The 12,613-nt window shown below is 61.2% G+C and carries 9 protein-coding genes; 3 read left to right on the forward strand and 6 right to left on the reverse strand.

Annotated features, from left to right (window positions below; genetic code table 11):
* The 3 genes from AS156_RS45330 to AS156_RS34950 form a co-directional block, all read left to right on the forward strand.
* On the forward strand, positions 1-484 hold a 484-nt coding region (locus tag AS156_RS45330; RefSeq protein WP_488226059.1), incomplete at its 5' end, for an ATP-binding cassette domain-containing protein.
* Positions 485-497: 13 nt separating this feature from the next.
* On the forward strand, positions 498-1,427 hold the full coding sequence (locus tag AS156_RS34945) for a carbohydrate ABC transporter permease (RefSeq protein ID WP_066514128.1): 930 nt from the start codon (positions 498-500) through the stop codon (positions 1,425-1,427).
* A 1-nt stretch (position 1,428) separates the two neighbouring features.
* Complete coding sequence (locus AS156_RS34950; RefSeq protein WP_066513903.1) at positions 1,429-2,274, forward strand: carbohydrate ABC transporter permease; 846 nt, start codon at positions 1,429-1,431, stop codon at positions 2,272-2,274.
* 79 nt (positions 2,275-2,353) lie between these two features.
* On the opposite strand, the gene AS156_RS34955 is transcribed toward AS156_RS34950, so the two are convergent.
* The 6 genes from AS156_RS34955 to AS156_RS34980 all read right to left on the reverse strand — a co-directional run bounded on the left by AS156_RS34955 (position 2,354) and on the right by AS156_RS34980 (position 12,580).
* Positions 2,354-3,226, reverse strand: a complete 873-nt coding sequence (locus tag AS156_RS34955; protein ID WP_201456161.1) for a PhnE/PtxC family ABC transporter permease — start codon at positions 3,224-3,226, stop codon at positions 2,354-2,356.
* The gene (locus tag AS156_RS34960) at positions 3,223-4,008 is read right to left on the reverse strand and encodes a PhnE/PtxC family ABC transporter permease (RefSeq protein WP_066513904.1); all 786 of its coding nucleotides are present in this window, start codon (positions 4,006-4,008) and stop codon (positions 3,223-3,225) included. The genes AS156_RS34955 and AS156_RS34960 overlap by 4 nt, the downstream gene beginning before the upstream one ends.
* A complete protein-coding gene (gene phnC / locus AS156_RS34965) occupies positions 3,998-4,798 on the reverse strand; it encodes a phosphonate ABC transporter ATP-binding protein (RefSeq protein WP_066513905.1) in 801 nt (266 codons plus the stop codon). Before phnC ends, AS156_RS34960 begins: the two co-directional genes overlap by 11 nt.
* An 81-nt stretch (positions 4,799-4,879) precedes the next feature.
* A complete protein-coding gene (locus AS156_RS34970) occupies positions 4,880-5,929 on the reverse strand; it encodes a phosphate/phosphite/phosphonate ABC transporter substrate-binding protein (protein ID WP_082747912.1) in 1,050 nt (349 codons plus the stop codon).
* Between the two features lie 1,242 nt (positions 5,930-7,171).
* A complete protein-coding gene (locus AS156_RS34975; protein WP_066513907.1) occupies positions 7,172-11,302 on the reverse strand; it encodes an Ig-like domain-containing protein in 4,131 nt (1,376 codons plus the stop codon).
* A 351-nt stretch (positions 11,303-11,653) separates the two neighbouring features.
* Complete coding sequence (locus tag AS156_RS34980; RefSeq protein WP_066514136.1) at positions 11,654-12,580, reverse strand: AEC family transporter; 927 nt, start codon at positions 12,578-12,580, stop codon at positions 11,654-11,656.
* Between the last annotated feature and the right edge of the window lie 33 nt (positions 12,581-12,613).

The following is a 12,613-nucleotide window of genomic DNA, read 5'->3' on the forward strand; positions in this document are numbered from 1 at the left end:
GCGGCGGGTCGGCGTCACCACGATCTACGTCACCCATGATCAGGTCGAGGCGATGGCCATGGGCGATCGTATCGCGGTTGTCGACCATGGGAAGGTCCGGCAGGTGGGAACGCCGGCGGAGATCTATGACGAACCCGAGGATCGATTTGTCGCGACCTTCGTCGGCGCGCCGCCCATGAATCTGCTCACCCACAACGGAGCGCATCTTGGCTTCCGTCCGGAGAATTTTCTCCCGAGGGAAATGATGAGGGACGGCACTGTCACCGAATACTGGTTCCGCGTCGATCGTTACGAGTATCTCGGCTCCGAGCGGATCGTTTACGGCACGATTGAAGGCTTCGATTCCGCTCAGCTCATTACGGCGAAATTGCCGGCCCACATCGCCGAGGAAAGCGTCCGGCCCGGCGAGCGGCATCTGTTTGCAGTGCGCAACCGCGACCTGCGCTATTTCGACCAGGCCGGCAAGCGGACTGGGCGACATTAAACCAGGTCTTATGATGGCTAGCATTGCTGAACCCGTCACCAAGCCGGTCTCGCGTTTTCGCTACATCCTGGATCGGCGCGAAACGCTTGGCGCCGTCATGGTCGCGCCGGCAATCTTGTATGTCCTGCTGCTGGTCGGAGGGCCATTTCTGCTGGCGGTGTATTACTCGGTCAGCGCCTATACGATCTACGATCCGTCATGGCGCTTCGTAGGCCTGGCGAATTTCGCCCAGATCATCAAGAACCCGGTTTTTCTCCAGACGCTCGGCAACACCTTTCTGTTCACCTTTGGATCGCAGTTCCTGGGACTGATTCTCGGCAAATTCGGTGCGTTCCTGCTGATGCGGCCGTTCGCCGGACGCAAGATCGTCAGGGCGTTGATCATGTTGCCATGGGCGGTACCGATCGCGTTGGCCGCTGTCGCCTGGGAGTGGATGTTTGACTCCCTCTACAGTGTCATCAACTGGTCGATGATCGCGCTTGGAATCATCGATCGCTCGGATGCGCCGAACTGGCTCGGCAATCCGCATCTCGCTATGCTCTGCGTGATCATCGTCAATGCCTGGCGTTTCTTTCCCTTTGCGATCGTGATCTTCCTTGCGGGCATCACGTCCGTTCCGCAGGACATTATCGACGCGGCGATCGTCGACGGCGCCGGCTTCTGGCGGCGCAACTATCAGATCGTTTTGCCGCTGATCCTCCCGATCGTTGCCGTCGGATTGATCTTCGGCATCGTGTTTACCTTCACCGACCTCTCTATCGTTTACCTGCTGACCAATGGCGGCCCGGTCAACGCAACCTCGGTTCTGGGCTTTCAGGGCTTCCAGGTCGGCATCGTCTCCGGCGACGTGTCGCATGGCGCTGCGATCTCGCTGTTCATGCTGCCGGTCCTGCTCGCCGTCGTGATCGTCGTGTTGCGATTCATCCGGAGGAGGGAGGTCTGAGATGCAACGCATCGTCACCAAAGTGGCCGGTGAGGTCGGGTTCTACTTCGCGATTGCCTTCTTCGTGGTCGTGACCACATTCCCGTTCTACTGGATGCTGATCACCTCGTTCAAAAGCAATCCGGACCTGTACGACGTGACCAACATTCCGTTCTGGTTCAACGAGGCGCCCACGCTCGAGCATTTCCGCTATCTGTTCGAGCAGACGCTGTTCGTGCGTTGGCTGTTAAACTCGCTGGTGATTGGACTCTGCGTCGTCACGATCACGTTGATTGCTGCATTGCCTGCCGGTTACAGCCTGGCGCGGATGACCGGGCGCAACGGCGAGGCGCTGGGGATCGGCATCTTCCTGACTTACCTGGTGCCGCCGACGCTGCTGTTCCTGCCGCTCTCGCGGATCGTCGCCAACCTCGGACTGCAGAATTCGATGTGGTCGCTCGTGCTGGTCTACCCGACCTTCACGATTCCGTTTTGCACGTGGCTGTTGATGGGGTTCTTCAAGGCTCTGCCGCCCGAGATCGAGGAGGCGGCGATCGTCGACGGTTGCAGCCTGTTCGGCGCCTTTGTCAGGATGGTGATTCCATTGTCGTTGCCGGCGATTCTGACGACCGTGATCTTCACGTTCACCTTGACGCTGCAGGAGTTCGTGTACGCGCTGACCTTCATTTCGTCGTCCGCCCAGAAGCCGATCACGCTTGGCGTGGCGACGGACCTCGTTCGAGGCGATATCTTCTTCTGGGGTGAGATCATGGCCGGCGCCTTGATCGCCAGCGTCCCGGTGGCGATTGCCTACAATCTGCTGCTCGACCGCTTCATCACCGGCATCACCGGTGGTGCCGTCAAGTAGCCGCCGGGTCTGACCAAGGAATGTGTCTTGCGGGTCAGGTCAAGGGAGGTCCATATTCGACACCGGGACGTGACTAAGCTCAGGCCTGATCGTCCTTGATCCTGTTCTTCATCCGGATCGCGATTGTCTCGAGGATGATCGCGAAGGCCAGAATGAGATAGGTGATCAGCCCCACCTCCCGCAGATCGAAATAGTATCCGCTCGCCATGTAGAGATCGAAGCCGACTCCCGATGCTCCGGCTGCGGCGCCCATCACGACGGCGTTGGCGAAATTCATCTCGAAGCGCAGGAACGTCCACGACAACAAATAAGTGGAGGACGACGGGATAACGGCCTGGAAGACGATCTGCCACCAATTGGCGCCGCTCGCCTTGAGGGCCTCGATGACGCTTCGATCCAGATCCTCGAATGACTCGCTATAGGCCTTGGTCAGGTAGCTTACGGAGTGGAACGTCATGCCGATTACCGCAGCCGTGGCGCCGAGCCCCGCCGTCACCGCGAAGATCAGCACCCAGAGGATAGTCGGTACCGCCCGAACGAACGCAACGAAAGCCTTGATGACGTTGGTCACCGGCTTCGGGGCGAGATTCTGGGCTCCCAGAAGGCCGAGAAACAGGGCGATGAAGGCTCCGAACAGGGTGGCGAGAAACGCCAGCCCCAGCGTGATCACCACCTCGTAGAGGGCCTTGAGGAACGACAGATGCGGGCCGCCCGGATGCAGGAAGATGATCTTCAGGTTGGCCAGCGTATCGGATGCGGCCTGGAGCAGGTTGACACCGCCGTCGTCAAGGTGCGCCAGCGCGTAGACGGTCGTCACCGCCAGCACGGAGAGCAGGAGACGGATGACGACCTTCTCCTTGGTCAACGGCCGCGCCGGCAGGCGCGAGACTGACGCGACCATGCTGCCGACGGGCCGGTCCGTGCCGCTCATCGTGTCCAGCGCGTTCGTCAAAGGATGATCCTTCGAATGTAGTTCGACATCATCTCGATGCAGATGATGGTGATCACGATCATGAGCACCACCAGGCTGGCCTCATGGAAATGAAAGCTCTTGTAGTAGACGTCGAAGGAAAACCCGACGCCCGTTCCGGTCAGCAGGCCGACCAGCGTGGCGTCGCGGATATTGGTGTCGATCATGAAGAGCAGCCAGCTGATCATCTGCGGCAGGCTCGACGGCAGGACGGCCTGGAGGATGATCGACGTATGGCTGGCGCCCGTGGCCTGCAGCGCTTCCACCGCATGAATGCTGACTTCGTCGATCGTCTCGATGAAAGCCCGGGTCAGGAAACCGAGCGAGCCGAAGAACAGCGCCAGAAAGCCGGTGAGCTGGCTCTGGCTGAATGCCAGCATCAGGATCATGGCCCAGGCGACCAGCGGGATGTTGCGCAGCACGGAGGCGATGGCCCTGGCGATCGCACCGAAGACCGCGTTGATGCGCGTGGTGCGAGAGCCGACCATGGCCAGCATCAGGGCGAAGATCGCCGCGACCGTGGTCGCCGCGACTGACATCAGAATGGTGTCGCGGAGCTTGAGCGCGATGTCCGGCAGCTTGGTCAGAGCCCGGGCATTCGGGTAGAAATTGCTCGCGCCCCAGACGAAGGCCTTGCCGATGCTGGTGAAGCCTGCGACCGGATCATAGTTTGTGATGAAGATCGAGCCTGCAGTCAGCGCGGCCAGGGCACCGAAGAACAGCAGCCTGTCGTTCCGGCGCTTGGCGAAGATGTCAGCTGGCATATCTCACCCTCGGCGCGGACAACTCCGTGCCATAGATTTCGGCGATGCGCTCGGGCGAAAGCTCGCTTGGCCGGCCGTCGAAGACGATCCTGCCCTTGTTCACGCCGAGGATGCGATCGGAATATCTGAGAGCGACATCCACCTGGTGCAGGTTGACGATGAGCGAGATATGCATCTCGTTCGAGAACCGCTTCAACTGCTCCATGATGACTTTGGACGCGTTGGGATCCAGCGAGGCGATCGGTTCATCGCAGAGGATCACCTTGGGGTCCTGGACCAGAGCCCGGGCAATGCCGACCCGCTGCTTCTGTCCGCCGCTCAACCGGTCGCAACGCTGATACACATGCTCGGCAAGTCCCAGCATGGAAATCAACTCCATGGCCTGCCGTTTCTCGTCGCGGCTGTACCGGCCCAGTGCGCCGGACAGGGTGGATTTGGAGCCGAGCCGGCCATGCAGGACGTTCTCGATCACGGTCAGCCGCTCGACCAGATTGTAGTGCTGAAAGATCATGCCGATCTTGCTGCGCACCTTCTTGAGGTCCCGCCGGTTGAGCTGGCTGACCGAAACGCCCTCGAAGCGCACTTCGCCGTCGCTGACGTCGATCATCCGGTTGATGCAGCGCAGGAGCGTCGACTTGCCGGCGCCGGAGGGGCCGATCACAGCGACGAACTCACCTTTCCCTATGGAGAAGCTGATGTCGTCGAGCGCCGGCCTCGTTCCATCGTAGTTTTTCATGACATGGCTGACTTCGAGCAGCGGCGCGCCGGGAAGTTGCGATATCTGTGTCATTCTTCATCCCTCACAGGGAGGCACCGGACCGGACATGCAATTCCGGGGCCCGGCAGCCAGGCCCCGGAAAAGTGCGGCGAACTACTTGATTCCCAGAACCTTGCGCATGGGGTCGTACCAGTCGTCCGCGACCTTCGCGAACCGCGCAGGCGCCTGGAAGTCCGAGCCCTTGGTGCCGGCGGGCGCAAAGATCTTGGTGTCCTTGGCCACTTCGTCCGAGCTCAGCACGTCGGTGATCGCCTTCATGGTCTTGTCGCTGAGATAGGCGCTGTTGACCTCGACCGGCGGATTGAGCACTGGGATCGACTTGATGATGACGAACTGCTTGCCGCCGAGAGAGCTGAATGGAGCCGCAGCATCCTGCTTGATCTCGTAGACGGCGCCGGCGGTGTTGTCCTTGCCGGAAACCAGCTTGACGTAGTTCGTCACCAGGAAGTCGCATACCGCAGCGACATCAGCACGACCGGTCAATGCGTTGACCAGCGACAATTGGTGCGAACCACCGAACACCACCTGTGAGAAGAGGTGGCCGTCACCGCCTTGCGCGAGATCGTCGAAGGTCAGGTTCTTCCACTTCGGATCGCTCTTGAACTGGCCGACGATCGCCGCGGCCGGCATGTTGAAGCCCGAGGTCGAGTTGGTGGAAACGAAGGACATCCGCTTGCCGGCGATGTTCGCGATGCTGAACTGCCCGTCGGCTTCGTACTTCTGTTCGTCGCCCTTCTTGACGACCAGGCGGCTGTAATAGAGCGCGTCGTTCAGCGTTCCGGACGGGCCGGTGTTGACCACCAGCGGAACGACCTTGGAATCCCGGGCATGCGACGTGAGATATTCATTGGCGCCAAACCATCCGATCTGGGCCTGGCCGTTCTCCAGCGCCGCGATGGCGATCGCATAGTCGGTGGTGAGCTTGTTCTCGACCTTCTTGCCGGTGGCCTTGGAAATCACGGCAGCGATTTCGTCGCGCATCCCCGCCAGGCCGTCCGACGAATCGTTCGGCAACCAGGCGATCGTGAGGGTGTCCGGTTCCTTGGCCGCCTGGGCATTGGCCGCCGACGTGCCAAAGAGGCCGCCGATCAGAGTGACGGCGAGCGCCACGGCGCTTGTCGAAGGAACATATTTGAGATGCATTATCATTGCTCCCGCAAGGTTGGTCGATAGGACGATCAAGGATTGATACGCAGCTGAATTTGGTCTGTAGGAACCGAGGTCCGAGAGCATTGGAGCGGGGTTCTCCCGTTCGGATATTGCCCTTGACCCATGGCGCCGACCGTCGCCGGACGCCTTTGCTTCTTGGTGCTTGCCTCGTTATTTCCAGAACGTACGGAAGAAGCGATGCGGCGGTGCACTGCGCTCAAGCCGATGACCGCAGGGCGAAATATTCTGTTCGCTGCAGTGGGTCACCGCGTTGCGGTCTAGCGAGCGCACATGACAGTTGCGTGAATGTCGGCGTTTATTCGCATACGCAAAAGGGTGTAGCCGCCGGAACTGTTTCTGGTCAGAGATCGACTCGTCCACCGGTCATCGTTGCGTGAACTTCGCGGCCACAACGTTTGCGGCGCGATGACCTGGCGAGCAGGGGAGCGTCGCCGCCATTTGTCACGTCAGCAAATAGGGACGGGGTGGTTGCACTGCGCCACACAGGCGGTGCGCAGCGGGCAATGCTGAAGGCGGCGCTGCCTGTTCTAGGCAGTCGCCGCCGAATTCGGATTTTGATCAGTTGAATGTGTGATAGCGTACACGTTGGGATGGCGTTCCCGTCCCAGCATTTTGGGAGGACATAGCTATGAAGGCCTCGTCACTCTTCGCCACGCCTTTCGCTATCGCTGCCTTATCGATTGTATTGCTGTCCGGCTCAGGCGGCGCAGCATGGTCACAAACCGAAACGCTTCCTGGCATCCGGGTCGACGCGCCGGCTCAAGGCGCCGGCCATCAAGGGTTGAAGCGATACGCGGTGGCGAGCCACGTTGCGTCGCCTCGAACATGGCCGGCCGCATCGAGCATGAGGTCAGGCGACCAGCCCTGGACCGGATGTTCTGTGTCCGCCGGGGCGTCTGCGTATACTGGCTGCAGAAACATCGGGCCCGGCGGCGTGCCCTTCAAGACCTACAATGAGTGCATGGAGAATGCACTGAAGCATGGTTGGAGAAACGTCGAGGGTTCCTTTTACTGCTCCAGCATAGCGCTGAAGGAATAGGATCAGGTCTGCCCAAAGCAGACGTTACGGCCCGGCCGCGGCGATCACGATCGGCATCGTGTCGCCGCAAAGTTCTCGGCGGGCAGGCAGCACCGGGCGCGAACGAAGCCTTGAGCCGCGCTGCTCCATCCTCGCGTAGCCGCGGCTATCTCTTCGACGATCCTGCAAATGCCTCCCTAAGCATGCAGCAGGAAACCATGAAGGTCGGTGGTGTCGACATGAGATACGACATCGATATGGGGCGCTCCCTGCTCAAGCACGTGATCGAAGCTGGATTGGATATGACTTGCCGCTAGCAAAGCCGGATCCTGTGCATGGTCGATCGAGGTCTGGGCCTGAGCCGGGGCAGCGGCGGCTGTCCTGGCGAAGGTGAAGGCATCGCCGGCAGCCGTTACAGGATGAGTTGGTGTCTCCGAAGGTAGCGTTGAGGCCTTCGCGGCGGAAAAACTGAACTGTTCGATCGGCGGGTCGATGACCATCGTGCCGCCGTTTCCGTCGCTCGAGAGATTGAACGTCGAGTGGGTGTAATCACCGACCAGCGAAATGTGCGCCGTGTGGTTCTGGGCATCGAGTACGGTCAGCACCCCGCCGGTTGTACTTCCTGAATAGGACTCTGACGTTCCGGACCCGAAGGCAATATCCTTCAGGTCGATCTGATCCGAGTTGGCCGCGGTCCCGTCGCCGCTCAGACCGATCAGCTTGCCGGTAAACTGGGACGCGTGATCCAGCGCCAGCGTTCCGGTTGCGGCATTGAAGGTGATCGCTCCGGACACGGCGCCGGTCAATTCGAGCTTGGCCCCGGCTTCGATCGTGGCCGCCTGGATCATGTTGGCCAGGGGCAGCACGACTTTTCCGGAGATATCGAGGACCGTGGACGCCGTGTCGATCACACCGTCGCCGTTGAGGTCCTGGTGGAAGACGCTCTCGATCGCCTTGAGCGACGCGTCGGTTCCGGACACGCTGCCGATGATCTTGGAGGCGAAGTTGCCGTTGCTGTCGGTGGTCCACACCGAGTAGTTGCCGCTGACGGAATCCTTCCAGGCGACGTCATAGCCGCTCGAGGTCGCCTCCGCGCCGACCGGCGACCAGGTGCCGAATTGACCGGCGACGACGGCGGCACCGGCGTATTTCAACGTGGGTCCTTCGCTGCTGCCGCCGATCGTGTCGAGCAGGTAGTTGCTGCCGAGTTTATCCAGGCTGGTCGTGCCGGATGCTTCGATTGACGTCGTCGCTGGTATCTGCGCCACGGTAACCGTCGGAATGCCGATCACGCCATCGCCGTTCAGGTCCTGGTGGAAGACCTGTTCGATTGATTCGAGCGCCGAACTCGTTCCGGTTACATTGGGCAGAATCTTGGACACGAAGTTGGCATTGCTGTCGCTAGTCCAGACCGCGAAATTGCCGCTGACGGAATCCTTCCAGGCGATGTCATAGCCGCTCGAGGTCTCTTCCGCGCCGACCGGCGACCATGTGCCAAACTGCCCCGCCGCGACCGGCGCCCCGGCATATTTGAGCACGACGTTGTTGCCGCCGGTGGAAAGATAATAGTCCTTACCAACGGCAGTCAGATCGGTCACTCCGGCCGCTTCGATCAGCGTGCCGACAACGGGATCAAACGTCGCCGAAGATCCGCTCACATTGCCGGCGACATCAGTTGACGTCGCCGTGAACACGTGGATGCCCTGCGCAAGCGATCCGGTCGTGATGTTCCAGGCACCGTTTGACGCGGTTACTGCTGTCCCGAGCAGCGTGGTCCCTTCGTACAAGCTGATTGTACTGCCGGCTTCGGCCGTTCCGGAGACCAGCACCATGTCCGACGCAGCAGCCGTGCCCGAGGTGATGCTCGGAGCATTGGGCGCAACGGTATCGATCGTGACGTCCAACGGTGCCGATATCACGCTCACATTGCCGGCGGCATCCATTGCCTTGCCTGTGAAGGCATGGGTTCCGTCGGCCAGTGCGCCGGTCGCAAACGACCAGCTGCCGCTGGTGCTGGCTGCGGCGGTGCCGATCTGCGTCGATCCGTCGAAGATCAAGACCTCGCTGCCTGCCTCCGCGGTGCCGGTCAGGGTCAATTGATTGGCGTTCGTAATGTCATCGCCGACGATGTTGCTGTCGGGCGAGAAGGACGCGAGGACCGGCGCCGCGGGCGCCACGGTGTCGACGGTGACGTTGAGCGCCGCGGAAGGTGCACTGACCCTGCCGGATGCATCGACGTCTTCCGCAGTGAAGGGGTGGCTGCCATCGGTCAACGGCGCGGTGGAGAAGAACCACGCGCCACTCGCATTGGCGGTGACGGTGCCAATCTGAGCTGTACCGTCGAACACCTCCACGGTAGTGCCGGCCGTCGCGGTTCCTGTCAGAGTGAGTTGATTGGCGTTGGTGGCGCCGTCACCGACGACATTGCTGTCGGGCGAGAACGACGTGATGGTGGGCGCAGCAACAGATGAGGCACCGAAATAGCTGGCCCACGCGGCGGCCTCGAGCGGTTTGCCATCGGAAGCATTTGAGAACTGGTAGCTGCCGCCGCCGTTGGAGTCCCAGATGTTCACGAAGCTGATGTTCGCCCCCGACTGCTGCAGGGTTTGCGAGAGCCATTGAACGAATGTCGGATTGTCGACGACGCCGGCGCCATCGGTCGTGTTGCCCGCGCCGGTCTCGGCAATGGCCAGCGGCTTGCCCGTCGATTTGGACAGATCGATCAGTTCCTGCAAGGTCGTCGCATGACCAGCGCTGCCGTCGAGCGACCATTGGTTGGAGGCCGGGTAGCTATAGTAGTGCTCGAGGTTGATGGGATCTGCCGCCCACTGTTGAAGGCTGCTGTCGTACACCGGATTGGGCGAGTTCAGCATCTGTCCGCTCAGGTCCCAATCGTACAAATGCGTGTGGTCGCCATAGGGATACAGGTCGCCGTAGACGTCCGCACCGATCATGTCGACATATTGGTTGCCGGGGTAGACGGTCTGAATGGCGTTGCCGGAATCGCTGTAGTTGACCACGCCCGGATTCCACATCACCTGGATGTTGACGCCGTCGGCCGCGCCGGCCGCGTGCAACACAGTGTAGATGTGCTGATAGGCCTTGACCCAATCGGCCTGTGTCGCGGCATCGTTGCCGGCGTAGGACGGCATGGTGCTGATATTCATCTCCCAGCCGACCCGCCAGATCTGTGTCGTCGAGCCGTTGTCTGCCCACGCCTTCACCATGCCCTGCAGAACGGAATCATATGTGCCCGCCGCAAAGGCCTGGTACTGCTGATCCGCGGTTCCCGAACCCGCAGCCGTGGAGCTCATCGGCAGTCCGATGACCGGAGTGACGCCCTTGAGGACGGCAGATTGCGCAACCGACGTCGCGTCCCATCCCGACTGCGAGATCCATTGCGAGATGGGTTTGGTCTGATCGCCAAACTGATCCAGGTATTGCGGCTTCGCGCCCATCAAGCTCGTGAAGTCGTTGAAGTTGGCTTCGAAGTACGCTTCCTCTGTCGGATCGGAGACGTTCGGATTCCCGACGTCGACACCGAGGGCGTACGGCGTGGTCGGAGGATCGATCACGGTGGTGCCGCCGCTGCCGTCGCTTGACAGATGGAACGTTGAGTTCGTGTAGTTTCCCACGAGAGAAAGATGTGCGACGTGATCCTGAGCATCGCTGACGGTAAGGACGCCTCCTGACGAGTTGCCCGCGTACGACACCGTCGTTCCGGATCCGTATGCGATGTCCTTCAAATCGAGTTGGTCCGAACTGAGCGGATTGCCGTCGCCCGTCAGATTGAAAATGTTCCCGGTGAAAGCGGACGAGTGGTCCAGAACCAGGGTGCCGGTCGCGCCGGCGAACGTGATTGATCCGGAATATGCTCCGGACAATTCGAGGCTCGCACCCGTTTCGACGGTCGCGCTGGAAGGACTATTGAGTGCCGCATCGGTCGTGCTGCTCTGAGCAGCGGCTTCGCTGACGTCGGTGCTGGTGCCGTTATGATCGACGTCATCGATTGCGCCGTCAGCGATATGCGTTGCAGAGTCATCGGTCACGCTGGCGTCGAGCACGCTACCTGCATGATCGAACACCGCAGCCCTATGTAGGGCGTCGGTTGCGGCAAGCGGATGGCCGACATTGTGTGCCGTCGGAGATGTGTGCGTCGCGCTCTGGAGCGCAGGCGTTTCGCTGCTCGGCAGCGTTACGCTGAAGCTGTCGGAACCATATGCACCGGAGATGGCGAACAAGTCGCTGCCGGCGGTTCCGTTCAAGAGGTCGTTCCCGATGTCGCCAACCGGTGCGTGCTTGCCGAAGATTATGCGCGTGTATGTCATGATGATCTCGTGCTCTGGTGTACGAGATGACCATCAGAGAGACGACTCAACGACTGCTTACGCGCATGCGGACAATTTGAGGTATGGATCGAATCTTCGTCTGACGAATGTACGAGCGCCTTGCACCGTGCATTCACCTTCGCGAAGGTTCCGTAGATTTGCGGGTTGTTCCTTCGATTGAACTCAGTCGCGTCCCATTCAAGGAACCAGCACGTTCGCGACCAACAGAGTTCTCATCACGTGTGAACTGCTCGACACGAGTCGGATCGCGGTGCGATGCGCATCCCTCCCGACATCAACGCCGCTCTCACAGCTTACGCCGACCTGACGACGTCATCAGCAGATGCTCTGCTAGAGCCCAACCGCAGCAATCGCGATCGGCATCGTGATCGCAGCCAGGATCGTCTGCAGCGTGATGATCTGGGCGAGCAGCGGTGCATCGCCGCCCATCTGACGGGCCATCACATAGGCGGACGGAGAGGTCGGCACCGCGGCACAGGCAGCGACGATTGCAAGGCTCGAGCCGGTGAGGCCGAACCATAGCGCAAGCGCGACGGCGAGCACCGGCATCAGGACCAGCTTCAGGACCAGCGCGACGCTCGCGGCGAGGCTGGGGCGGAGCATTCCTTCCAGATGCAACCCCGCACCGGTCACGAGCAGGCCGATCGCGAGCGACGAGCCGCCGAGCGCATTGGCGACCTCATGCCAGATCTGCGGCAGCGGGAGGTGCGCGATGTTGATGGCGAGACCGATGATGCAGGCCCAGATCAGCGGGTTCTTCACGACCGTCATCACGACCGCGCGCATCGATTGCTTCCGGGGCGAGGCGTAGTGCGCCAGCACCGCGACGCTGAAGACGTTGACAAGCGGGATGATCGCGACCATCGCGACGGATGCGAGCGCGAGCCCGACCTTGCCGTAGAGATTGCCGGCCACCGAAAGCGCAACATAGGTCTGCCAGCGGGTCGCGCCCTGGAAGATCGACGTGAAGGCCGGGCCGTCGACGCCGGAGCGGGCGAGCGGCGAGCGCAGCGCGAGGCACAGCAGTGACATCACGAGTGCGGCGATGAGCAGCGCGCCGCCGACGCCTGCGATCGGCACCTGGCTCAGATCTGCCTTCACCAGTGTCTGCACCAGCAGCACCGGGAACAGCACGTAGTAAGTCAGCCGTTCCAGCCCATGCCACTGCGTGTCCGCCGGCATCAGCGTGCGCTTCAGGATGACGCCGAGCACGATCAACAGGAATACGGGCAGCAGCGCCGCGATCACCACGGCCATGGTCAGCGGTCTCCGCGCAGCTTCGCGAGCCGG

Source organism: Bradyrhizobium macuxiense (assembly GCF_001542415.1).
GTDB classification, from domain to species: domain Bacteria; phylum Pseudomonadota; class Alphaproteobacteria; order Rhizobiales; family Xanthobacteraceae; genus Bradyrhizobium; species Bradyrhizobium macuxiense.

Coding starts and splice junctions, on each gene's coding strand:
- phnC (WP_066513905.1), bottom strand. CDS start 4,798: ATGACACAGATATCGCAACTTCCCGGCGCGCCGCTGCTCGAAGTCAGC.
- AS156_RS34975 (WP_066513907.1), bottom strand. CDS start 11,302: ATGACATACACGCGCATAATCTTCGGCAAGCACGCACCGGTTGGCGAC.
- AS156_RS34945 (WP_066514128.1), top strand. CDS start 498: ATGGCTAGCATTGCTGAACCCGTCACCAAGCCGGTCTCGCGTTTTCGC.
- AS156_RS34960 (WP_066513904.1), bottom strand. CDS start 4,008: ATGCCAGCTGACATCTTCGCCAAGCGCCGGAACGACAGGCTGCTGTTC.
- AS156_RS34980 (WP_066514136.1), bottom strand. CDS start 12,580: ATGGCCGTGGTGATCGCGGCGCTGCTGCCCGTATTCCTGTTGATCGTG.
- AS156_RS34970 (WP_082747912.1), bottom strand. CDS start 5,929: ATGCATCTCAAATATGTTCCTTCGACAAGCGCCGTGGCGCTCGCCGTC.
- AS156_RS34950 (WP_066513903.1), top strand. CDS start 1,429: ATGCAACGCATCGTCACCAAAGTGGCCGGTGAGGTCGGGTTCTACTTC.